Origin of the sequence: uncultured Ramlibacter sp. (assembly GCF_936925435.1) — a bacterium.
GTDB lineage: Bacteria > Pseudomonadota > Gammaproteobacteria > Burkholderiales > Burkholderiaceae_C > Ramlibacter.
The window spans coordinates 46,181-68,050 of record NZ_CAKZHQ010000005.1 but is presented as its reverse complement, the minus strand read 5'-3'; the positions used below and the strand labels follow the sequence as shown (position 1 = coordinate 68,050).

General features: G+C 63.9%; 19 protein-coding genes and 1 pseudogene. 15 read left to right on the top strand and 5 right to left on the bottom strand.

Annotation, left to right across the window (positions count from 1 at the left end; genetic code table 11):
• Nucleotides 1-260 precede the first annotated feature (260 nt).
• The 7 genes and pseudogenes from Q0632_RS05680 to Q0632_RS05650 all read left to right on the top strand — a co-directional run bounded on the left by Q0632_RS05680 (nucleotide 261) and on the right by Q0632_RS05650 (nucleotide 8,749).
• On the top strand, nucleotides 261-731 hold the full coding sequence (locus Q0632_RS05680; RefSeq protein WP_298925531.1) for a hypothetical protein: 471 nt from the start codon (nucleotides 261-263) through the stop codon (nucleotides 729-731).
• Entirely contained in the window at nucleotides 728-1,615 is an 888-nt protein-coding gene (locus Q0632_RS05675; protein WP_298925528.1) for a hypothetical protein, read from the top strand. Before Q0632_RS05680 ends, Q0632_RS05675 begins: the two co-directional genes overlap by 4 nt.
• Before the next feature lie 416 nt (nucleotides 1,616-2,031).
• Nucleotides 2,032-2,742, top strand: coding sequence for a hypothetical protein (locus Q0632_RS05670; protein ID WP_298925525.1), 711 nt, complete (start codon nucleotides 2,032-2,034; stop codon nucleotides 2,740-2,742).
• A 102-nt stretch (nucleotides 2,743-2,844) separates the two neighbouring features.
• Entirely contained in the window at nucleotides 2,845-7,107 is a 4,263-nt protein-coding gene (locus Q0632_RS05665; RefSeq protein ID WP_298925522.1) for an RHS repeat-associated core domain-containing protein, read from the top strand.
• 66 nt (nucleotides 7,108-7,173) lie between these two features.
• Nucleotides 7,174-7,632 carry a hypothetical protein gene (locus Q0632_RS05660; protein WP_298925519.1) on the top strand — a complete coding sequence of 153 codons (459 nt, stop codon included), beginning with the start codon at nucleotides 7,174-7,176 and terminating at the stop codon, nucleotides 7,630-7,632.
• A 135-nt stretch (nucleotides 7,633-7,767) separates the two neighbouring features.
• Nucleotides 7,768-8,316: pseudogene (locus tag Q0632_RS05655) on the top strand (IS3 family transposase); the annotation flags it as partial.
• 106 nt (nucleotides 8,317-8,422) lie between these two features.
• Entirely contained in the window at nucleotides 8,423-8,749 is a 327-nt protein-coding gene (locus tag Q0632_RS05650) for a sterol desaturase family protein (protein WP_298925516.1), read from the top strand.
• A gap of 516 nt (nucleotides 8,750-9,265) precedes the next feature.
• Here the strand turns inward: Q0632_RS05650 and metK are convergent.
• Entirely contained in the window at nucleotides 9,266-10,450 is a 1,185-nt protein-coding gene (gene metK, locus Q0632_RS05645; protein WP_298925513.1) for a methionine adenosyltransferase, read from the bottom strand.
• A 132-nt stretch (nucleotides 10,451-10,582) separates the two neighbouring features.
• On the opposite strand from metK, the gene Q0632_RS05640 reads away from it, so the two are divergent.
• Together Q0632_RS05640 and Q0632_RS05635 are read left to right on the top strand one after the other, a co-directional pair.
• Nucleotides 10,583-11,407 carry a lysophospholipid acyltransferase family protein gene (locus tag Q0632_RS05640; protein ID WP_298925510.1) on the top strand — a complete coding sequence of 275 codons (825 nt, stop codon included), beginning with the start codon at nucleotides 10,583-10,585 and terminating at the stop codon, nucleotides 11,405-11,407.
• Complete coding sequence (locus Q0632_RS05635; RefSeq protein WP_298925507.1) at nucleotides 11,404-12,270, top strand: lipid A biosynthesis acyltransferase; 867 nt, start codon at nucleotides 11,404-11,406, stop codon at nucleotides 12,268-12,270. The genes Q0632_RS05640 and Q0632_RS05635 overlap by 4 nt, the downstream gene beginning before the upstream one ends.
• A 42-nt stretch (nucleotides 12,271-12,312) precedes the next feature.
• Here Q0632_RS05635 and Q0632_RS05630 read toward each other — a convergent pair whose 3' ends face one another.
• The gene (locus Q0632_RS05630) at nucleotides 12,313-13,215 is read right to left on the bottom strand and encodes an alpha/beta hydrolase (RefSeq protein ID WP_298925504.1); all 903 of its coding nucleotides are present in this window, start codon (nucleotides 13,213-13,215) and stop codon (nucleotides 12,313-12,315) included.
• Nucleotides 13,212-13,889 carry a ribosome biogenesis GTP-binding protein YihA/YsxC gene (gene yihA / locus Q0632_RS05625; RefSeq protein ID WP_298925502.1) on the bottom strand — a complete coding sequence of 226 codons (678 nt, stop codon included), beginning with the start codon at nucleotides 13,887-13,889 and terminating at the stop codon, nucleotides 13,212-13,214. The genes Q0632_RS05630 and yihA overlap by 4 nt, the downstream gene beginning before the upstream one ends.
• A 98-nt stretch (nucleotides 13,890-13,987) precedes the next feature.
• Between yihA and Q0632_RS05620 the strand changes: the two genes are divergently transcribed.
• The 5 genes from Q0632_RS05620 (at nucleotide 13,988) to Q0632_RS05600 (ending at nucleotide 19,925) form a co-directional block, all read left to right on the top strand.
• A complete protein-coding gene (locus tag Q0632_RS05620) occupies nucleotides 13,988-14,653 on the top strand; it encodes a c-type cytochrome (protein ID WP_298925500.1) in 666 nt (221 codons plus the stop codon).
• A gap of 85 nt (nucleotides 14,654-14,738) precedes the next feature.
• Nucleotides 14,739-16,883 carry a cytochrome c biogenesis protein ResB gene (locus tag Q0632_RS05615; protein WP_298925498.1) on the top strand — a complete coding sequence of 715 codons (2,145 nt, stop codon included), beginning with the start codon at nucleotides 14,739-14,741 and terminating at the stop codon, nucleotides 16,881-16,883.
• Entirely contained in the window at nucleotides 16,880-18,199 is a 1,320-nt protein-coding gene (ccsB, locus tag Q0632_RS05610; RefSeq protein WP_298925496.1) for a c-type cytochrome biogenesis protein CcsB, read from the top strand. Before Q0632_RS05615 ends, ccsB begins: the two co-directional genes overlap by 4 nt.
• A 68-nt stretch (nucleotides 18,200-18,267) precedes the next feature.
• Nucleotides 18,268-19,263, top strand: a complete 996-nt coding sequence (gene msrP, locus Q0632_RS05605) for a protein-methionine-sulfoxide reductase catalytic subunit MsrP (RefSeq protein WP_298925492.1) — start codon at nucleotides 18,268-18,270, stop codon at nucleotides 19,261-19,263.
• A complete protein-coding gene (locus Q0632_RS05600) occupies nucleotides 19,263-19,925 on the top strand; it encodes a sulfite oxidase heme-binding subunit YedZ (protein ID WP_298925488.1) in 663 nt (220 codons plus the stop codon). The genes msrP and Q0632_RS05600 overlap by 1 nt, the downstream gene beginning before the upstream one ends.
• Nucleotides 19,926-19,944: 19 nt before the next feature.
• On the opposite strand, the gene lysA is transcribed toward Q0632_RS05600, so the two are convergent.
• Together lysA and Q0632_RS05590 are read right to left on the bottom strand one after the other, a co-directional pair.
• A complete protein-coding gene (gene lysA / locus Q0632_RS05595; protein ID WP_298925485.1) occupies nucleotides 19,945-21,219 on the bottom strand; it encodes a diaminopimelate decarboxylase in 1,275 nt (424 codons plus the stop codon).
• Nucleotides 21,216-21,452 (bottom strand): lipoprotein, encoded by a 237-nt coding sequence (locus Q0632_RS05590; protein ID WP_298925482.1) that lies wholly within the window; start codon nucleotides 21,450-21,452, stop codon nucleotides 21,216-21,218. The genes lysA and Q0632_RS05590 overlap by 4 nt, the downstream gene beginning before the upstream one ends.
• Nucleotides 21,453-21,520: 68 nt before the next feature.
• Here Q0632_RS05590 and cyaY point away from each other — a divergent pair, with 68 nt between their 5' ends.
• Complete coding sequence (gene cyaY / locus Q0632_RS05585; protein ID WP_298925479.1) at nucleotides 21,521-21,853, top strand: iron donor protein CyaY; 333 nt, start codon at nucleotides 21,521-21,523, stop codon at nucleotides 21,851-21,853.
• The last annotated feature ends 17 nt before the right edge of the window (nucleotides 21,854-21,870 follow it).

Here is a 21,870-nt window from a genome sequence, read left to right as displayed (position 1 = left end):
CTTTGTGTGGGGTGGATGGATGAACTCACGCGGTTTGTGGGTGTCCAACCCCGCGTGTCTGCAGCCATCTTCCGGCGCGGCCCGTGGGGCCTACCGTCGGTCAACACTCGCACTGCCTGTAGGAGAAGGCGCTACCTCCTCCATAAGGGGGTGGGCAAGCGCAGCGCACGCGTGAATCCTGCCTTGTCCTACACCTTGCCGGCCGGCGCTGGCGCACCCTTGCAAGAGCACACAGAACAGCACGCCAAAGGGGACAGACCATGAAGCATTCCTTGCGCAAAACAGCTTCCCACCTGCACCTCGCCTACAAGTACGGCGAGAGCAGCGACAGCCTGGCGGGCCGGCATTTCATGCTGGAAGAAAATGGCCGCGAGCTGACACTTTGCATCGACCTGAGTCCCAACTTCCACATCCGCAACAAGAGCGCCGCCAGTTACCTGAACGCGGTCACCCTGGCGCACGAGCACCACAAGCTCAAGTTCCTGCAATGCAGCGACAACCTGGTGCGCGCCCGTCTGATCAAGGCCTGGGAGCGTGTGGACCAGCCGCATCTGCGGCTGCTGTTGGACCTGGGCCTGCACGGCCGATACATGTATTCTGTGCTGCCGCACTCGCTGTTCATGGGCGGTATCCAGTTCGACGTGCTGGATGTGCTCGAGGATGCCGATGAAGCCCCGTCGCGCAGCCGCCTGATCCGCCATGACCACAGTAGCCCGAGGCCCCACGCATGACACTTTCCCTTGTTCGCCGCCTGCTGGGCACCATCACCGCCGTGGTGCTGGGCCTGGCGTCCTTCAACGCCTGCGCCGACGCCGCCGGCCTGCGCGCCAAGCACGCCGAACTGCGCGAGAGCCTGCGCAGCAATGGTTACCAGCGTGCCATGCACATCGACTCGCATGAAAGTGGCGACACCCTGGCCGGCGACGTCTATGCGGTGCTGGACCACCCCTTCGCCAAGGTCAGCGCCGCGCTCAAGGAGCCGGGCGGCTGGTGCGACATCCTGATCCTGCCCTTCAACACCAAGTACTGCCATCCGGTCAACAGCGGCGGTGGCCCGGCGCTGCTGGTGCGCATCGGCCGCAAATACGACCAGCCGGTGGACAAGGCCTACCGGCTGGAGTTCGCCTTTCGCAACGTCGCCGCTGCTCCCGACTACTTCGAGGCCCGCCTGACATCGCCCGAGGGCCCCTTGAGCACCCGCGACTACCGCATCGTTGTGAAAGCCGTGCCGCTGGACAGCGGCCACACCTTCCTGCACCTGGATTACTCCTATGCCTACGGCATGGCGGGGCGGATGGCGATGCAGGCCTACCTGGCCACGGTCGGCTCCAGCAAGGTGGGCTTCACCGTGACAGGCCGCAACGCCAGCGGCCAGCCGGAGTTCATCGGCGGCGTGCGCGGCACGGTCGAGCGCAACGCCATGCGCTACTACCTGGCGATCGACGCCTACCTGGACTCGCTGGACACGCCGGCTGCCCAGCGGGCGGAAAAGCGCATCCAGCAATGGTTCAGCGAGAGCGAGCGCTACCCGCGCCAGCTGCGCGAAATGGACCAGCCGACCTATGTGGGCATGAAGCGCCAGGAAGTGCAGCGCCAGCAGACGCTGATTCCGTAAGGGCGACTTTTTCGCTCGCTGGTGAGGCGGGGGCGGCAGGGATCTCCAATGATGAGTTGGAACGTTTGCAGCCTAGGTGTTTTCGATGTTGAACGCCTTCTGAATTGTTCAAGCTAATTCTATTGCGACGAAATCTTTAGTTTGACGGGCGCTATTCGCTTGCCTATTCTGCGCTGAGGTTAGGTGGGGAGGGAAAGATGGATGCACCGTCCGCATTCAACTGTGGCTTCTATCGGTTGGGCAGTGCCGCTGCCCATGCCCGGACCGAGTACAGGCCTCAGTTATGTGAAGTTAGGTCTCGAAGATGCCTTCCCGCGGCCAATGGTGCTGGCGCCTCTACCGCAAGCATTGGCCGCGAGTTTTGTTCCTTCATCCGGACGCGAGCCGTCGCTACCGGGCTCATCGTGGTGCTGAGCATGCACTCATGGTCCGCCACAGCTCAAAGTTCCTTGCCGCGATGTTTGGCCTGCTATGGATGCATCATCGCAGCGGGCGGGATCGTCGGTGAAAACCTCCTGGAGTCCGACCCCGACTATGGGGGGCGTGGCTCCACACCTAGTGAAGCGCTGGCGGCTGCTGTGGCGAAACACCTGGAAATCTGGGTGCCTCGGTTCCAGTGTGCCTATTCCGCGAGTCTGAATGGGACAAGTTCGCCGATGCAAGGAATGAATGCCACGGTGTATGGCGTATTCGAAAGTCGCACGCTTTACAACAACGATAAGAGCTGCGGAATTACGCAGACGCTTGATCATGTTCCGCCTGATGACCTGTGGTATGGCTTTGCAGTGCAAGGTGTTGTGTGCCTCAACGAAGCAACTTCTTCGAAAATTGAGCTAGTGGGTCCTTCTGCGACAACGGCGCTTCCCGCGGGCCCTGCGCTGCCGTACAGAGTCAGAGTAACCGAGAACGGAAGCCCGATTGCGGGGAGGCAAGTCACTATCAGTGTAGACAGCGGCGGGGCCATCAACGGCACGACCAACGCTGCAGGTGAGTTTGGCTTTATGTATGTGCCGCCGCTGCTGAGGAAGACAGTGGAGCAACTTAGCGCCACATGCGCCGGATGCGGGAATACGGCAAAAAAACAGATCAACGTCGAAGCTTGCGACATTTGCGAGGCGAAAAGATGACAGAAAAAGCAACCGGCCACGACGCCTGTCGTGGCCGGTGTTTTGGAGAGGGCTGACACGCTGCAGCGTGACTCTTCAAGAGAGTAGGTAGGGGGAAAGAAGATGGACACTCGACATTTTCAAAGGTGTACAGCATCGGTCGGAGCAATCCTTCTGATAGAACTGGCGTTGCTTGCGTTGCCGGCGCTGTCACAGATCCAGCCGGCAAGCGGCGAAGTGCAGTGGTCTGAAACAGACTGGATGGACGCCTCGCCCCATGGGCTGGACTTTAGGCGCCATTACCGCAGCCAAGCCACGCATGGCGCTGGCTTGGGAACGCCATGGAACCACAATTGGGGAGCCACGGCTGCCAAGGGTGACCTGGAAGCCGTCGTGCGCTTTGGCGATGGAAGCAAGGTGATCTTTCGCCGTGCGGGCGGGACGGAGCAGTTCGTCGCAGACAACCGCCGCGATAGCCTTGCACAGAACGATGCAGGCCTGCTCTATACAAGCGCCTCGGATGAAAGCAGTTGGCAGTTTGACTTGGGCGGAAGGCTCATCTCCCTCAAACAGCGCAACGGCTGGCAATACATCTTGACCTACAACTCGCAGGGCCAGCTCGCAACGGTTTCCAACGCATTCGGGCGTAGCCTGCACTTGGCTTACAGCGGCACCTCTCTGGTGTCGGCGCGCGCTCCGGACAGCGAGGCTATTGCTTATGGCTACGACGGAGTCGGCCGCCTGGCCGGCGTCGTATATCCGGACGGTGCTGCTCGCCAGTACCACTACGAGGACAGCCGTTTTGCCCAGGCGCTGACTGGCGTCAGCGACGAAGCCGGCGCGCGCGCGGCCAGCTATGGCTATGACAGCGCTGGTCGGGCTGTCGCCAGCCAGGGCCCAGGAGGTGTTGGCGCGATGAGCTATGCCTACCCGCAAGCCGCGGCGGCGGGCGGAACTCTGGTCGCCGGTGCCGCCGTCGATGCTTCGATCTACCGCACCAGCGCGCAGATTACTGATGCGCTGGGCAACACGCGCAACCTCACGTGGCAGGGCGGCGACGGGCAGGCCCGTCTGCTGGCAGCTGATCGTGCCGGTGATGACGCACCAATTGCCAGCCGCAGCTTCACAGGGGCGAACCTGCCAGACAGCGAGACCGACTTCATGAACGTGGTCACCCAATACAGCTGGGACTCCACGCGACAGCTCAGAACCGGAATCACCAAAGCCGCCGGACGCCCCGAAGCCCAGGCGGTGCAGCTTCAGTGGCACCCGAGCTTCCGGTTACCCATGCTAATCACGGAGGCAAACCGTACCACCGCCTACACCTATGACGCGCAGGGGAGAAAGCTTACCGAAGTCATCACAGACACCGCAAACGCAGAAGCCCGCACTTGGGCCTGGACTTGGACGACGCTGGGCCTGCCAGAAACAATGACCGATCCAAAGGGTGGCGTGTGGCGGTACGGGTATGACGCAATGGGCAACCGCAGCAGTGTGATAAACCCGCTGAACCAGCAAAGCCGCTATACCTATGACGCCGCTGGCAGGATGCTGACGCAGACTGAAGGCAACGGCCTGAAAACGAGTTACACCTACGACAGGCGCGGGCGCCTGCTCACGCAAAGCCGCGGCGCTGAAACGTCCACATTGAGCTACACGCCAACTGGACAACTCGCCACTGTTGTCTTGCCTAGCGGCTACCAAGTGACCTTCAGCTACGACGCCGCTCAGCGCCTGGTCGAGGCAAGCGACAACCGCGGCACGCAGATCACATACACCCTGGACGCAGCGGGTAACCGCGTGAGAGAGGAGGTCAAAGACGGCACGGGTGCCATCGGGCTGGTCGTTGGGCGTGCGATGAACCAGCTTGGCAAGGTCGCCGCCATCCAGGGTTCCGCAGGCCAGACAACAGCCATCGCGTATGACGCCAACGCGGAGCCCATCGCAAGGACCGACCCGCTCAACCACACAACCCGCCAGACGCTGGACGGCCTGCGGCGCCCTGTCACCACCTTCTTCGCGGACAACACCTCTTCCGTCCTGGCCTGGGGCCAGCTCGATGCACTTACGGGAGTTGCCGACCCCAAGGGCGTACGCACAAGCTACCAGACCAATGCCTTCGGTGAAGTCATGCTTGAAACCAGTCCAGACATCGGCAACCTCAGCTACACACGCGACCCGTCAGGCGACATTACGGGCCAGACGGACGCCAAAGGAAATACGACAACGATCATCAGGGATTCCCTGGCGCGGCCTATCGAAATTCGCCATGGACCTGGCCATATCGCGAGCTTCAGCTACGACAGCAGCCAGATCGGATACCTTCAGAGTATTGAAGACAAGTCTGGCCGTACGGCTCTCGAGCGCGACAAGCAGGGGCGTATCCTGACCAAGAGCCAATGGGTCAACGACAACCCGTCCAGCCCCAGCATTTTCAAGGTTAACTACGTGTACGCCAATGGCGAGCTCGTTGGCTTGACCTACCCCAGCGGCCTGAAGGTCTTTTACCGCCGTGCGGTTGGCCGGATCACGGACATCGATGTGCAGGAGCCAGGACGGAGCAAGCACGTTGTGCCTTGGGTGAGTGGCCTCACCTACACCGCTCTAGGCCAGCCCAAAGCGTGGAGGTGGAGCAGCGGAGACAACGCAGCGAGAACTTTCGATGCCGACGGCCGCATGACGGGCAATGAATTTGCCAGCTATACGCACGACGCAGCCGGTCGCATCATCAGCATCACGCAAAGCCTTTGGGCCAGTTCCATCGCCCGTGGCCCGGCCAACGTCTATGCGACGCCATTAGCCTGGAGTGTTGGGTACGACAACCGCAACCGTTTGACGAGTTTTTCCCGCGCCGGTGCGGCCACGAGCTACGCGTACGACGCCAACTCCAACCGCTTGACTGCCGTTGACAAGGTGACCAGCGACACCGACCTGGACGGCGAGTTCGACGATGCGGACTACAGCCAGTCCACCAGCCAAGTCCTCAACATTGACCAGACGAGCAACAAGCTGCTGGGCTTCTCGCAGACCCTCGTCAAAGTGCGTGGTGGTAGAACCGTCTCGACAGTCAGCACCCAGGTCAACCATACATTGGACGCCAACGGCGCAATGACCAGCGACGGCTTGCGCGAGTTGGAGTACGACGCGAGCGGCCGCCTGTCCAAGCTACGGGTCGTCAAAGACGGGGGAGCAGCAGGGATCAGCTATCTGCACAATGCCTTGGGTCAGCGCGTTTTCAAGGGCGAGCTCCAAGCCGAAAGGACAGTACCTAGTGCGGACCATCTGGGCCCGGACTTCATTGCCTGGCTGAAAAAGAAGTTTGCCTGGCTGTTCATGCAGGCGCCGGAAAACACTAGCCTCGGCACGGCCTATGTCTACGATGAAGAAGCCAATCTGTTGGGTGAGTATGACAACGGCAGTGCCAAAGGCGCAGGTCGGACTGAGTACATCTGGCTGCCCACCGATTCAGGTCACGTCATGCCGATTGGCTTCTATAGGAATGGCAAATTCTTTGCCATCCACGCCGACCATCTTGGTACGCCGCGCCTCGTCACCAACGAGGCCAACTCGCCCGTGTGGCAGTGGCCGTACTCCGCGTTTGGCCCGAACAAGCCGACAGGTGTGCTGCGCGCGACACCGAATCCCAAGGCTGCTGTCACGAACAATCCGGTGCTGCTCAAGGCAACCGACGCGATGGAATTCAATCTTCGATTTCCGGGGCAGTATTTTGATGTGGAGTCGAATTTGAGCTACAACTACTTCAGGAGTTACGATGCGAAAAATGGCAGGTACACCCAGCTTGATCCCATTGGATTGAAAGGCGGATTAAATAGGTTGACGTACTCTGGATCGGCCCCCCTATCGAACACCGATCCTCTTGGACTTGCCTACTTCGCATTTCGTCCACTGTCAAAACTTGCGCCATTCATGCTTCTGACCGGTACCCTTTTTACTTGGCAATTGGCGCACGAGTTGGTCATCTACGAAGATGGAGGCTTTCCGACAAATCAAGGATTTAGTGCAGACGGCGTAACCCCGGATCCCTTTCCCATCGGGTATGTCACAGCAGATGGTTCGTACAACGATTGTGTGATGAGAATGGCCGTATCCAGAAACATGTGGGCGGGGTCAGGCTACAGCTTTCTTTGTCACAATTGCCAGAATTGGGCTAACGCTGTCCGAAAAACTTATAACGAACTTTCAGCCAATCCGGCAGTCATTGAGAAGTGCGGCTGCGACGCGGCATCCCCGGCCGCAAATCGTACAGTGCCATCTTTCTTTTCGCCAGCACCAGTTTTCGACCTCCCAAGAGATCACCCCATCGTCCCCAAGGATTCGGCTAGCCCGCTCATATTTCCGGGACCATTTCGCGGAATTCGATTTTGATGGACAGGTATAGAAAAGATTTGACGCTTACGCATAGTTAATACATCAAGACAGGATTGAATTGGCTTGAACGCAACCCCTCTATTAACTTGGCTTCGGTGGATTGTCTTTCCGCCGGCAGATTTGTTTCTACCAGTTTTTGACATACCGACTCAAGTACAGCGGGATCACTTATCCGCAGAAGCCGTCTGTCTTCATAAGTACGCGACCCCATATGAAGTGGGCGTGAAGTGCAACGTGCGCATGCCAAATCCGATCAGCATATTAGGACGTTTACTGCTGGAAGTTTCCTGGGAGAATGCAACAGGCGATCAACTCTTGTGTCTCACAGTGGAGGTCGAGCTGAAAAAACCTTGGTGGGATGGCACGGCATCCAATGGCTTTAGCTTGTTGATATACACCGTCCCTGCTGACTTGCCAGTCAATATGCCACTTCTCTGCCGACTCAAGCTGACCGACACCGAAGGCGCGCTGTCCAGCTACCAACCTTGCAGCTTCTATGCAAGAAGCATCTGGATGCCTTGATCCGTACCTTGGACTCAAGGCGCAGGCGCGGAATGCCCCTCTCTAATATTTTCCCTTCATTTTTTCTCGTCGCCCTAACGGCAAGTCCAAAACAGAAGTCGCCGTTTCAACGAAAGCACTATGGTGACCGCCTGCAGGGGAATGCCAAGGGATCTGGGCGAGCGCAGCGCCGTCGCAGACAAACTCCTGGATCGCCAGTTCGCTGTCAGTGGCCCCAACCAGAAGTGGGCAGCGAACTTCACCTACATTTTGACGGCCGAGGAGTGGCTGTATGCGGCAGCGGTGATGGATCTGTACTCGCGCCGGATCGTCGGCTGGTCGATGCAGGACAGCATGACCTCGCAGCTGGTGGCCGATGCGCTGATGATGGCTGTATGGCGTCGAGGCAAGCTGGCTGCGTTGCTGCACCACTCTGACCAAGGAAGCCAATGCACTAGCGAGCACTTCCAGGAGTTTCTCAAAGCGCAGGGGATCATCTGCAGCATGAGCCGCGCCGGCGAGGTCTGGGACAACTCGGCGATGGAGAGCTTCTTCAATTCACTGAAGACCGAGCGAACGGCCAGAAATGTATACAGATCCAGGGAACAAGCGCGTGCCGACGTCTTTGACTACATCGAGCGGTTCTACAACCCAAGGAGACGGCATTCGACGGTGGGCTACGTCAGTCCGATAGACATTGAGAAAGTTCAAAAAGTTAGGTCAGTGTCCACGGAGCTGGCAGCAGCCCAGACTCCATCCTCGCCGGCTTCCCGATCTGCTACGTGTTTGGCGGTTCAGCGCTCGCCCGCGCGTGGACATCGTTCTTCGGCGCGGCGGGGAGTATTTTGACCATTCCAACATCCACACGCCGCAGTGGCTGGGCTGGTTCCTCCAGCGGCCCAAGCACCATACGGTCCACCACCAACTCGGCGCCCGCAGGTACAACTTCGGCGATCTCACTGTCTGGGACCGCATGTTCGATACGTTCAAAGAAGCGCCGGGATTCGCAGAGCACTGTGGCTTTCCCGGCAGCGCAGAGAGCCGACTGGCCGATATGCTGCGTTTCAAGGATGTGTACGACCACGCGTTGCCTGCCGCACCGCCGCCACATCCGAGCCTGCCCAGCCGAAGCTCTTGAAAGGCTCCCAGGAACCGTTTGTCGATAGCTGGCCGCAGCGCCGCGTCACCAGCCTCAGCGTTCGGCGAAAGCAAGTATTGTTGTAGCCGAGCCGGCGCCGAAGACCTAGCCCAGCCGCCGCGGGTGTCCATGTATTCGCGAATCTGCCGCACCTGGCCGTCGCGCACTTCATAGGCAAAGCAATAGTCGTTGACGCAGCGCCTGCCGTTGGCCAGCACGGCCGAGAAGCGGTGCTCCGCGAAGACCATCGTTGGCTGCCCCAGGCCTAGGGCCACTTGGGTGACGTTGCCGGCGCCGCCATCCACAGGACATCGTCGTGCAGCAGCACCTCAATGCGGCTGGCGTCGCCGCTGGCATGCGAGGCATACAGGGCGGTGACGGTTTGCTGGCGTCCGCGGCACGGTCGCGGTTGCTTGCTCAGGCTCGCCGGAAAAGTACACCTTCACCCGGCCCGAAGAAAAGCCGCTATTGAATCCATAGCGGCTTGAGTCCATTGGACGGGGGCTGGAGGCCGATTTACTTCAGGCCTGCTGCGGAGCGCAGCAGTGCGGCGCGATCCGTGCGTTCCCAGGTGAATTCCGGCTCTTCGCGGCCGAAGTGGCCGTAGGCGGCGGTCTTCTCGTAGATCGGGCGCAGCAGGTCCAGCATCTGGATGATGCCCTTGGGACGCAGGTCGAAGTGCTCGTTGACCAGGGCGGCGATCTTGTCGTCGGAAATGACGCCCGTGCCTTCGGTGTAGACCGTCACGTTCATGGGCTTTGCCACGCCGATGGCATAGGCGACCTGGATCTGGCACTGCTTGGCCAGGCCGGCGGCGACGATGTTTTTGGCCACGTAGCGGGCGGCGTAGGCGGCCGAGCGGTCGACCTTGGACGGGTCCTTGCCCGAGAAGGCGCCGCCGCCGTGCGGGCAGGCGCCGCCGTAGGTGTCGACGATGATCTTGCGGCCGGTCAGGCCGCAGTCGCCCTGCGGGCCGCCGATGACGAAGCGGCCGGTCGGGTTGATCAGGTAGCGCGTTTCCTTGAGCCATTCCTTGGGCAGGACCGGCTTGATGATCTCCTCGATGATGGCTTCGGTGAAGCTGGCCTTCATCTTGGTGGGCGTCTCGCTCTGGTCGGGCGCGTGCTGGGTCGACAGCACCACCGTGTCGATGCTGTGCGGCTTGCCGTCCACGTAGCGCATCGTCACCTGGCTCTTGGCGTCGGGGCGCAGAAAGGGCAGGCGGCCGTCGCGGCGCAGCGCGGCCTGGCGCTCGACCAGGCGGTGGGCGTAATAGATCGGCGCGGGCATCAGCTCGGGCGTCTCGTCGCAGGCGTAGCCGAACATCAGGCCCTGGTCGCCGGCGCCGATGTTCAGGTGGTCATCGCTGGCGTGGTCCACGCCCTGGGCGATGTCGTTGGACTGCTTGTCGTAGCAGACCATCACCGCGCAACCCTTGTAGTCGATGCCGTACTCGGTGTTGTCGTAGCCGATGCGCTTGATGGTGTCGCGCGCCACCTGGATGTAGTCGACGTGGGCGTTGGTGGTGATCTCGCCGGCCAGCACGACCAGGCCGGTGTTGGTCAGCGTCTCGGCTGCCACGCGGCTGCGCGGGTCCTGCTTGAAGATCGCGTCAAGAATCGCGTCGGAGATCTGGTCGGCCACCTTGTCGGGATGGCCTTCGGACACGGATTCCGAGGTGAAGAGAAAGTCGTTCGCCATTTTCAATAAACTCCGTTACTGGTTGCAAGGCGCGTTGCCTTGTGCCGGAGCTTGGGGCGAACGCTTTAGCAGAATTTTTTAACGTCGCCCCGCAAGTAGTTCATAACTCGGCGACGCCCCGATTTTAACCCTTTGACCACTTTGCTGCGTCTGCTGGCCCACCTGCCGCTGTGGTTGTTGCACACCATCGGCGCAGCCCTGGGCTGGCTCACTTTCCTGGTCTCGCCGACCTGGCGCCGGCGCTTTCGCGACAACGCCCGCCAGGCCGGTTACAGCCTGGGCCAGGTCGCGGCTGCCATCAGCGCGTCGGGCAAGCTGGTGGCCGAGGCGCCGCGCCTGTGGTTCGGTGCTCCGGTGGCCGTCGAATGGGAGGGCGAGGAACTGATCACGCAGGCCACCGCTGCCGGCCGTGGCATCGTCTTTTTGACGCCGCATCTGGGCTGTTTTGAAGCGACGGCCCAGGGCTACGCGGCGCGCCACGGCCGCATCACCGTGCTGTACCGGCCGGCACGCAAGCCCTGGCTGCGACCTCTGATGGACAGCGCGCGCCAGCGGCCCAACCTGGCGACCGCGCCCACCACCCTGGCCGGCGTCAAGCAGATGCTCAAGGCGCTGCGGGCCGGCGAGGCCGTGGGTCTGCTGCCCGACCAGGTGCCCCCGCAGGGCCTGGGCGTATGGGCGCCGTTCTTCGGCCGCGAGGCCTACACCATGACCTTGTCGGCACGGCTGGCGCAGCAGACCGGGGCCACGCTGCTGCTGGCCTGGGGCGAACGCCTGGGCTGGGGCCGCGGCTTTCGCATCCACCTGCGCGCATTTCCAGGCCCGCTGGCTGCGCAGCCGCAACAGGCTGCGGCCCAGGTCAACGCCCAGATGGAGCGGCTGGTGCGCGAGTGCCCGCAGCAATACCTCTGGGGCTATGCGCGCTACAAGGCGCCGCGCGTGGACCGCCAGCCATGATCAGCCGCCTGGGCGTGGTCTTCATGCACCTGCTGGCGCCGCTGCCGCTGCGCTGGATCCGCGCGCTGGGCTGGGCTGTGGGCTGGCTGCTCTATGGGCTGGTGCTGCCGCGCCGGCGCGTGGTGCGGACCAACCTGGCCCTGTGCTTTCCGCAATGGTCCGCGCAGGAGCGCGAGCGCGTGGTGCGCAAGGTCTTCATCCGCTTCACCCAGGCCTGGCTGGACCGCAGCTGGATCTGGCACGGCCGGCCCGAGCTGGTGCGCAGCCGGGTGCGGCTGGGCGGCAGCCTGCAGGAACTGCAAGGCAGCGAGCCCACCGTCATCTTCTGGCCGCACTTCATCGGCATGGACGCCGGCTGGACCGCGCTGACGCTGCAACTGCAGCGGCCCTTCATGACCCTGTACCGGCCGCAGTCCAACAAGGTGGTGGACCGCTGGATCCTCGAAGGTCGCCAGCGCTTTGGCGAGGTGCGGCTGTACCGCCGCGAGGACGGCGTCAAGCCGCTGGTGGCGGCGATCCGTGAGGGTGTGCCCCTGTGCCTGCTGCCCGACCTGAATTTCGGCACCGAGGACTCGGTCTTCGTGCCCTTCTATGGCATCCCCGCGGCCACGGTGCCCTCGCTGGCGCGTTTCGCGCGCATGGGCCGGGCCAAGGTCGTGCCCCTGCTGACCCGGCTCACGGCCACGGGCTACGAGGTGCAGGTGCTGCCGGCTTGGCCCGACTACCCCACGGACGATCTGGTGGCCGACACGGCGCTGATGAACGAGCGCCTGCAGGACTACATCGCCGACATGCCCGAGCAGTACTACTGGGTGCACAAGCGCTTCAAGAGCCGCCCGCCCGGCTCCCCTGGCCTGTACTAGAGGAAAACAAGCCTGTAACCCCCGTCCAATGGACCTAGGGTGCTATGGATTCGAGAGCAAAAAGGCGGCCAGGCGCTGCGCCACGAGCTGCGGGCGCTCGTGCACGATCCAGTGGCTGGCGCCTTCCACCTTCTCCAGGGTGAGCTTGGGGATGTAGCCGTCCAGCCCGTCGACCAGCTCCGGCGGCAGGGCGACGTCGTCCATCGCCCAGAGCACCAGGGTGGGCAGGCTGACGGTGAGCATGGAATGCGGCAGCTCGATCGCGGCCGCGCCCGGGTCCTGCGGTGTCGGCGGGCGGATGGGCGAGGCCCGGTAGTAGTTGCAGCCGCCGGTCAGCCCTCGGCTCCAGACCTCGCGGTACTGCTGTCTGACCTCCTCGGTCAGCCAGGGTGTGGGCGCGCCATTGGTCAAGAAGCCGAACAGGCGGCGAAAGTCATCTTCGGCCAGCAACTGCTCGGCGTCCGGCCGGATCAGGAAGTTCATGTAGGCGCTGGCTTGCTGCTGGCGCGGGTTGGTCTTGAGCTCGCGCAGAAAGGTGCCAGGGTGCGGCGAATTGACGATGGCCAGGCGGCGCGCCAGTTCGGGCCGCTGGTTGGCCAGATTCCAGGCCACGGCGCCGCCCCAGTCGTGGGCCACCAGGCACTCCAGTGGCGCGCTGCCGGCCTCGATCGCGATCAGGGCCGCGATGTCGGCCACCAGGTGCTTGGCGCGGTAGGCCGCCACATCGACCGGCGCGCTGGACTGCTCAAAGCCGCGCAGGTTCGGCGCCACGCAGCGGTAGCCGCCGTTCTCGGGGCGGGCAAAGTGCTCCAGCAGGGGGTCCCAGACAAAAGCGGCTTCTGGAAAGCCGTGCAGGAACAGCAGCACCGGCCGGCCCGGTTCGCCGCTGGCGCGGCAGCTCAGAGTGATGCCGTGGGGCAGGTTCTGCTGGAAGGTCTGGATCATGCGTCTGTGGCGAGGGCGTCCGGATGCGCCCACTTCCACATCAGCTGGGCGACGTCCTCGACCCCCTTTTTCTTCAGGGCCGAGAATAGTTTGACCTCGCCGCCGCCGGCATTGAGTCGCGCAATCGACAGCGCCTTCGTGCCTTCTTCGCGATTGAGCTTGTCGGATTTGGTCAGCAGGACCAGGAATTTCAGGCCGTCCTCCACCCGCGGCCGGATCACTTCCAGCAGGATTTCGTCCAGTTCGGTCAGGCCGTGGCGCGGATCGCACAGCAGGACGACCCCGGTCAGGCTCTCGCGCGTGACAAGGTAGTTAGCCATCACTTGCTGCCAGCGCAGCTTGTCCTGTTTGGGCACGGCGGCGTAGCCGTAGCCGGGCAGGTCGGCTAGCACGGCGTCTGTCACGCCCTGTTTGCCCAGGGAAAACAGGTTGATGCTCTGGGTGCGGCCTGGCGTCTTGGAGGCGAAAGCCAGGCGCTTTTGCTGCGTCAAGGTGTTGATGCAGGTCGATTTGCCGGCGTTGGAGCGGCCGACGAAGGCGATTTCCGGCACATCCAGGGTCGGCAAAAACTCCAGCGTCGGGGCGGTGGTGAGGAATTTGGCGGTGTGCATCCAGCCCATGGCGATGGCGGCTGGGGATTTGGCGGCGGCGGGGGATGCCGGCGTATGGGTCATTGCGTGCTGTCCAGTTGCGGGGTGACCCGGATGGGGCATTGTAGAATCTCAGGGTTTTGCGCCCCACGGTCCTTGCGCCCATTACCCGAATTCCAGATATGAAGTTGCTTGCTTCCCTGCTGACGGCAGCCATCCTGGCTCTGCCCGCCACCCTCTCGTTTGCCCAGCACGCTGCGCCGGCGTCCGCGCCCGCAGCTCCAGCAGCAGCCGCGCCCGCCGCAGCCAAGCCGGACCTGGTGCAGGGCGAGGCCAAGTTCACCGCGGTCTGCGCGGCCTGCCACGGCGCTGACGGCAACTCCGGCATCCCGGCCAACCCCAAGCTGGCGCAGCAGCACCCCGAATACCTGGTCAAGCAGCTGCAGGAGTTCAAGGCCGGCAAGCGCACCAACCCCATCATGCAGCCCTTCGCCGCCCAGCTGAGCGACGCCGACATGAAGAACATCGCGGCCTGGGTCACTTCCAAGAAGGCCAAGGCCGGCTTCGCCAAGGACAAGGAACTGGTCGCCCTGGGCGAGCGCATCTACCGCGGCGGCCTTGCCGACCGCCAGATCGCCGCCTGCGCCGGCTGCCACAGCCCCAACGGTGCCGGCCTGCCCTCGCAGTACCCGCGCCTGTCCGGCCAGCACGCCGACTACACGGCCGCCCAGCTGACCGCCTTCCGCGACGGCGGCCGCAAGAACAGCATGCAGATGGCCCAGGTGGCGACCAAGCTCAATGACCGCGAGATCAAGGCCGTGGCGGACTACATCGCCGGCCTGCGCTGAGACGGCCACTGAACCAACCGCCAACAAACAGACTCAACAAAAGGCGGGGCCTCGCAAGAGGGCCCGCCTTTTTTCCTTCAAGCAGATGACCGCCACCACCCAGGACCCACGCGCCAGGACCGGCTCGCACGCGCTGCGTTCGGCGGTGGAACTGCTGTCGTCGATGCGCTTCTCGATCTCGCTGCTCAGCGTGATCTGCATCGCCTCGGTGATCGGCACCGTGCTCAAGCAGGGCGAACCGGCGGTCAACTACGTCAACCAGTTCGGGCCGTTCTGGGCCCAGCTGTTCCTGGCGCTCAAGCTCAATGCGGTCTACAGCGCCTGGTGGTTCCTGCTGATCCTGGCCTTCCTGGTGACCAGCACCTCGCTGTGCATCGCCCGCAACACGCCCAAGATCGCCGCCGACCTCAAGGCCTACAAGGAAAACATCCGCGAGCAAAGCCTCAAGGCCTTCCACCACAAGGCGCACAACACGCTGGCTGAAACCCCCGAGGCGGCGGCGCAGCGCATCGGCAAGACGCTGGCCGGCGGCGGCTGGAAAGTGCGCCTGCAGCAGCGCGAGACGCCGGCCGGCAGCGGCTGGATGGTGGCGGCCAAGGCCGGCGCGGCCAACAAGATCGGCTACATCGCGGCCCACAGCGCCATCGTGCTGGTCTGCGTCGGCGGCCTGCTCGACGGCGACCTGATCGTGCGGGCGCAGATGCTGTTCAACGGCAAGACGCCCTACACCGGTGGCGGCATGATCGCCGACGTCAAGCCCGAGCACCGGCTGTCGGCCACCAACCCCACCTTCCGCGGCAACCTGCTGGTGGCCGAGGGCACGCAGTCGGGCACGGCCATCCTGAACCAGTCGGACGGCATCCTGCTGCAGGAGCTGCCGTTCTCGATCGAGCTCAAGAAGTTCATCGTCGAGTACTACTCCACCGGCATGCCCAAGCTGTTCGCCAGCGAGATCGTGATCCACGACCATGACAGCGGCGAGAAGATCCCGGCGCGGGTCGAGGTGAACCACCCGGCGCGGCATCGCGGCATCGAGATCTACCAGAGCAGCTTCGACGACGGCGGCTCCTCGGTGCGCCTGAAGGCCGTGCCCATGAACGGCAGCTCCAAGCCCTTCGAGATCGCCGGTGTCATCGGCAGCTCCTCGCAATTGAGCAAGGGCCAGGGCGACGGCGCCGAGAAGCTGACGCTGGAGTACACCGGCCTGCGCGTGATCAACGTCGAGAATTTCGGCGGCGGCCAGAGCGGCGACCAGGGCTCGGGCACCGACGTGCGCAAGGTCGACCTGCGCGAGTCGATCGACGCGCGCATGGGCGCTGCCAACAAGACCAGCAGCAAGAAAGAGCTGCGCAACGTCGGCCCCAGCATCACCTACAAGCTGCGCGACGGCGCGGGCCAGGCGCGCGAATTCCACAACTACATGCTGCCGGTGGACATGGGCGACGGCGCGCCGGTCTTCCTGATGGGCATCCGCGACACGCCGGCCGAGCAGTTCCGCTACCTGCGCGTGCCGGCCGACGACACGGGCAGCCTGGACGGGTTCCTGCGCCTGCACGCAGGCTTGCTCGATGCCGGCATGCGCGAGCAGGCGGTGCGCCGCTACGCGGCGCAGGCGACCGACCCGGCCCGGCCGGAGCTGGGCGCGCAGCTGGCCGCCTCGGCCGGCCGCGCGCTGGGCCTGTTTGCCGGCGCCGAGAACGGCGTGCCCGGCGTCAAGGCGGCTGGCGGCCTGCAGGCGATCTCCGAATTCATGGAAGCCAATGTGCCCGAGGCCGAGCGCGCGCGCGCCGGCGAGGTGCTGGTGCGCATCCTCAACGGCACGCTGTTCGAGCTGGCCCAACTGGTGCGGGCCAAGGCCGGCCAGGCGCCGCTGGCGCCCAGCGAGAGCACCCAGGGCTTCATGAACCAGGCCGTGCTGGCCCTGAGCGACCTGCACATCTACCCGGCGCCCATGGCTTTCCAGCTGCAGGACTTCACCCAGGTCCAGGCCAGCGTGTTCCAGGTGGCGCGCGCGCCCGGGCGCAACATTGTCTACCTGGGCTGCGCCTTGCTGATCCTGGGCGTTTTTGCCATGCTCTATGTGCGCGAGCGCCGGGTCTGGGTCTGGCTGGCTCCCGCCGGCGCGGGAAGCGAAGCCACGATGGCCCTGTCATGCAACCGACGCACCCTGGACGTTGACCGCGAGTTCGCGCTGCTGGAAGACAAACTCCTCGGAGCCACAAGCCAATGAATACCGCTACCACCACCCTGGACCTGCACGAGGGCTTCTTCGCCCGCCGCGGCTGGTTCGACTGGCTGTTCGCCCTGGCGGTCGTCGCCGGCGGCCTGTTTGCCTTCTCGCGCTACAGCGCCTACATGGACGTGTACGAAAAGGGCATCTTGCTGGGCGCAGTGCCGGCCGCCATCTGGATCGGCTGGTTCTGGAAGCCGCTGCGGGTGCTGATGCTGGTGGTGGCGGCGGTCTCGCTGCTGGCCGTCGCCTCCTACCAGGGCAGCCTGGAGCGGGCCGACCAGGTGTTCTGGCTCAAATACTTTCTGTCCAGCCAGTCGGCGATCCTGTGGATGAGCGTGTTGTTCTTCATGAGCACCGCCTTCTACTGGATCGGCATGTTCTCGCGCGGCCAGGCCTCGGCCATGGAAATGATCGGCTCGCGTCTGGCCTGGGTGGCTGTTGGCATGGCCTTGATCGGCACCATGGTGCGCTGGTACGAGAGCTACCTGATCGGTGCCGACGTCGGCCACATCCCGGTGAGCAATCTGTACGAGGTCTTCGTGCTGTTTTGCTGGCTCACGGCCAGCTTCTATCTGTACTTCGAAGACCGCTATGAAACGCGGGCGCTGGGCGCCTTCGTGATGCTGGTGGTCAGCGCCGCTGTCGGCTTCCTGCTCTGGTACACCGTGGTGCGCGAAGCCCATGAGATCCAGCCCCTGGTGCCGGCCCTCAAGAGCTGGTGGATGAAGCTGCATGTGCCGGCCAACTTCATCGGCTATGGCACCTTCGCCCTGTCGGCCATGGTGGCCTTCGCCTACCTGATCAAGCAGCAGGCGGGCGAGACGCGCTGGGTCAAGCTGGCGCCGCTGTGGCTGCTGGGCATCGTGCTGTGCTTCGAGCCAGTGGTGTTCCGCCAGGGTGTGTCGGGCGCCAGCAGCTACTGGGCCGTGTACTTCGGCATCTCGGCCCTGATCGTGGCGGGCATCCTGCTGGCACGCAAGCGCATCGCGCAGCGCCTGCCGTCCCTCGAGATCCTGGACGACGTGATGTACAAGTCCATCGCCGTGGGCTTCGCCTTCTTCACCATCGCCACCGTGCTGGGCGCGCTGTGGGCGGCCGAGGCCTGGGGCGGCTACTGGAGTTGGGACCCCAAGGAGACCTGGGCCCTGATCGTCTGGCTCAATTACGCGGCCTGGCTGCACATGCGGCTGATGAAGGGCCTGCGCGGCACGGTCTCGGCCTGGTGGGCCCTGGTCGGCCTGGCCGTGACCACCTTTGCCTTCCTGGGCGTGAACATGTTCCTGTCCGGGCTGCACAGTTACGGAACGTTGTAGCGCGGCTTGAATCCTTGTAAGGGTTGTCCGCGTAAACAGACCTAGGCCAGAACACAAGGAAAACAGCCATGCTGATCCAGACCCGCAACGACGGCTTCATCCACCCGGTCTCCAGCGAGATCACACTGCAGGCGGCCTACCAGGACCGCCGCGCCATGATCAAGCTGATGGCTGCCGGCGCTGCCGGCGCGGCCCTGGCCTCCTGGGCTGGCCGCCAAGCCCTGGCCCAGGCGGCCCGGCCCGGCAAGCTGGCAGCCCTGCCGGGCGCCAAGTCGGCGGTGTCCGGCACGATGACCATGGAGAAGGTCACAGAGTACAAGGATGCCAGCACGTACAACAACTTCTACGAGTTCGGCACCGACAAGGCCGACCCGGCCAAGAACGCCCACACCCTGAAGACCACACCGTGGACGGTGGAGGTCAGTGGCCTGGTCAAGAAGCCCGCCAAGTACCAGCTGGAAGACCTGCTCAAACTCAGCGCCCAGGAAGAGCGCATCTACCGCCTGCGCTGCGTCGAGGGCTGGTCCATGGTCATCCCCTGGGTGGGCTATTCCATGAGCAAGCTGATCGAGAAGGTCGAGCCGCTGGGCAACGCGAAGTACGTGGAGTTCATCACCCAGGCCGATCCCAAGACCATGCCTTTCGTCGGCTCGCGCGTGCTGGACTGGCCGTATGTGGAAGCCCTGCGCCTGGACGAGGCCATGCACCCGCTGACCCTGCTGAGCTTCGGCATGTACGGCGAGGTGCTGCCCAACCAGAACGGTGCGCCTGTGCGCCTGGTCGTGCCCTGGAAGTATGGTTTCAAGAGCGGCAAGTCCATCGTCGCCATCCGTTTCACCGACAAGGAACCCAAGACGGCCTGGAACAAGGCGGCCGCCAACGAATACGGCTTCTACAGCAACGTGAACCCGGAGGTCGACCACCCGCGCTGGTCGCAGGCCAGCGAGCGGCGCATCGGCGAGGATGGCCTGTTCGCCAAGAAGCGCAAGACCCTGATGTTCAACGGCTACGAGGCCCAGGTCGGCCAGCTCTACGCCGGCATGGATCTCAAGAAGAACTTCTGATGTCTTCGGCCAAGGGCTTGCTGCTGCACCCGGCGGCCAAGCCATTGGTGTTCATCGCCTGCCTGCTGCCCTTCGCATGGCTGGCCTATGGCGTGGCCGCCGCCGTGCTGTGGAACGCCGACACCCTGGGCGCCAACCCGGCCGAGCACCTGATCCGCGCCACAGGCGACTGGACGCTGCGCATGCTGTGCATCACATTGGCCATCACGCCCGTGCGCGTCGTCACTGGCACACCGGCGCTGGCGCGTTTTCGCCGCATGCTGGGCCTGTTCGTCTACTTCTATGTGCTGCTGCATCTTCTGAGCTACAGCTGGTTCGACATGGGTTTCGATCTGGCCGACATCGCCAAAGACATCGCCAAGCGGCCCTTCATCCTGGTTGGCTTCAGCGCCTTCGTGCTGCTGACGCCGCTGGCCGCGACCTCGTTCAATCGCGCTGTCAGGGCCCTGGGCGCCCGGCGCTGGCAGGCCCTGCACAAGCTGGTCTACCTGGTGGCCGGCCTGGCCCTGCTGCATTTCTTCTGGATGCGCTCGGGCAAGAACGACTTCAACGAGGTCTTCGTCTACGTCGCCATCCTGGCCGTTCTGCTGGGCTGGCGCCTGGCCCAGCGTTTGAAGAAGAAGCGCCGCTGGCCCCCGGTTGATGGACCTGATGCGCTATGAAATCCATAGCGCACGGGTGTTACTGCGGCAGCAGCTTCTCGCCGCGCATCTGGTCGGCCGCCGTTTCGCGCTCGCGGATCAGGTGGGCCTGCGCGCCATCGACCAGCACTTCGGCGGCGCGGCCACGGGTGTTGTAGTTGCTGGCCATGCTCATGCAGTAGGCCCCGGCCGACAACACGGCCAGCCGGTCGCCGGCCTGCACGCCCAGGGCGCGGTCGCGGCCGATCCAGTCACCGCTTTCGCACACCGGCCCGACCACGTCGTAGGTCTCGGCGGCGCTGTCCTTGCGCTGCAGCGGCACGATGGCGTGGTAGGCCTGGTACATGGCGGGCCGCGGCAGGTCGTTCATGGCGGCGTCGATGATGCAGAAGTTCTTCTGCTCGCCCGGCTTGAGGTAGAGCACCTCGGTCAGGCAGGCGCCGGCGTTGCCCACCAGGGAGCGGCCCGGCTCGATCATGAACTGGCGGTCGCCAAAACCGCGCGCGTCGAGCTTGGCAAACAGCTGGGCCCACAGCGCATCGGCCGCCGGCGGCTGGTCGCCGTTGTAGTTGATGCCCAGGCCGCCGCCGAAGTCGATGTGCTGCAGCGCGATGCCTGCGCCCTCGATCGCCTCGACCAGGTCGAGGATGCGGTCCATCGCGTCCAGATAGGGGGCGGTGTCGGTGATCTGCGAGCCGATATGGCAGTCGATGCCCACCACCTTCAGGCCCGGCAGGGCGGCGGCGCGCTGGTAGGTCGCGAGCGTGCGCTCATGGGCCACGCCGAACTTGTTGCCCTTCAGGCCGGTGGAGATGTAGGGATGGGTCTTGGGGTCGACGTTCGGATTGACGCGGATGCTGACGGCAGCGGTCTTGCCGGCGGCCGAGGCGACGGCGCTGAGCACCTCCAGCTCGGCTTCGCTCTCGACGTTGAAGCAGCCGATGCCCACCGCCAGTGCGCGCTGCATCTCGGCGCGGGTCTTGCCCACACCCGAGAAGATGATGTCCTGCGGCTGGGCGCCGGCGGTCAGCACCCGCTCGAGTTCGCCGCCCGAGACGATGTCGAAACCGCAGCCGGCACGCGCAAACACCTGCAGCACGCCCAGCGAGGAGTTGGCCTTCATGGCGTAGCAGATCTTCACCTTGCGGCCGGCGAAGCCGCGCTGGTAGGCCGCCAGAGCCTCCAGCATCGAAGCCTTGGAATAGACGAACAGCGGCGTTCCGTACTGCTGGGCCAGCGCGTCCAGGCGCACCTGTTCGGCGTGGAGGGCGTCGCCATGCCAGGCGAAATGGGGATGTCCGGGAAGCTGGTTCATGGGGTCCGCACCGGCGATGCGGTGCCCGTGGTGGAGGGCGCGGACGCCGGGGAGGCCGGTGCCGTGGCACCGGGCCGGACGGTTTCCGTCAGGGTGGCGCGGTCGGCGGCGGCAGGGGCGGTGGGCAGGAACAGCGGGCCCTTTTGCCCGCAAGCGCTGAGCGCAGCGAGCAGGGCTGCACCAAGTGCAAGGCGCCAGTGGGCGGCGCCTGGAATTCGCGAAACATTCAACATGGCGAAATTGTACTGAGGGCTCTTGCGCGCAGCGGATGTGCCAGGGCCATGCGGTATAACTGCCGCCAATGACCGATTCTGAATTCCTGGACCAGGCCGAGGCTCTGCTGCGCGCGATCGAGTCCTGTTGCGACCGCATCAACGATGAGACCGACGCCGATGTGGACAACCAGCGCGTGGGCGGCATGGTGACACTGAGCTTTGCCAATGGCAGCCAGATCATCGTCAACCTTCAAAAGCCCCTGCACGAGGTCTGGATGGCCGCCAAGGCCGGCGGTTTCCACTACAAGTTCGATGGCGCCGCCTGGCAGGACACCAAGGGCAACGGCGAGTTCTTCGCCAACCTCACGCGTTACGCCAGCGAGCAGGCCAGCCAGTCCCTGCAGTTCGCAGCCACCTGATCGCTGCGTCGGGCGTG

Coding starts and splice junctions, on each gene's coding strand:
- Q0632_RS05680 (WP_298925531.1), top strand. CDS start 261: ATGAAGCATTCCTTGCGCAAAACAGCTTCCCACCTGCACCTCGCCTAC.
- Q0632_RS05675 (WP_298925528.1), top strand. CDS start 728: ATGACACTTTCCCTTGTTCGCCGCCTGCTGGGCACCATCACCGCCGTG.
- Q0632_RS05670 (WP_298925525.1), top strand. CDS start 2,032: ATGCACTCATGGTCCGCCACAGCTCAAAGTTCCTTGCCGCGATGTTTG.
- Q0632_RS05665 (WP_298925522.1), top strand. CDS start 2,845: ATGGACACTCGACATTTTCAAAGGTGTACAGCATCGGTCGGAGCAATC.
- metK (WP_298925513.1), bottom strand. CDS start 10,450: ATGGCGAACGACTTTCTCTTCACCTCGGAATCCGTGTCCGAAGGCCAT.
- Q0632_RS05635 (WP_298925507.1), top strand. CDS start 11,404: ATGATCAGCCGCCTGGGCGTGGTCTTCATGCACCTGCTGGCGCCGCTG.
- Q0632_RS05630 (WP_298925504.1), bottom strand. CDS start 13,215: ATGATCCAGACCTTCCAGCAGAACCTGCCCCACGGCATCACTCTGAGC.
- yihA (WP_298925502.1), bottom strand. CDS start 13,889: ATGACCCATACGCCGGCATCCCCCGCCGCCGCCAAATCCCCAGCCGCC.
- Q0632_RS05620 (WP_298925500.1), top strand. CDS start 13,988: ATGAAGTTGCTTGCTTCCCTGCTGACGGCAGCCATCCTGGCTCTGCCC.
- Q0632_RS05615 (WP_298925498.1), top strand. CDS start 14,739: ATGACCGCCACCACCCAGGACCCACGCGCCAGGACCGGCTCGCACGCG.
- ccsB (WP_298925496.1), top strand. CDS start 16,880: ATGAATACCGCTACCACCACCCTGGACCTGCACGAGGGCTTCTTCGCC.
- msrP (WP_298925492.1), top strand. CDS start 18,268: ATGCTGATCCAGACCCGCAACGACGGCTTCATCCACCCGGTCTCCAGC.
- Q0632_RS05600 (WP_298925488.1), top strand. CDS start 19,263: ATGTCTTCGGCCAAGGGCTTGCTGCTGCACCCGGCGGCCAAGCCATTG.
- lysA (WP_298925485.1), bottom strand. CDS start 21,219: ATGAACCAGCTTCCCGGACATCCCCATTTCGCCTGGCATGGCGACGCC.
- Q0632_RS05590 (WP_298925482.1), bottom strand. CDS start 21,452: ATGTTGAATGTTTCGCGAATTCCAGGCGCCGCCCACTGGCGCCTTGCA.
- cyaY (WP_298925479.1), top strand. CDS start 21,521: ATGACCGATTCTGAATTCCTGGACCAGGCCGAGGCTCTGCTGCGCGCG.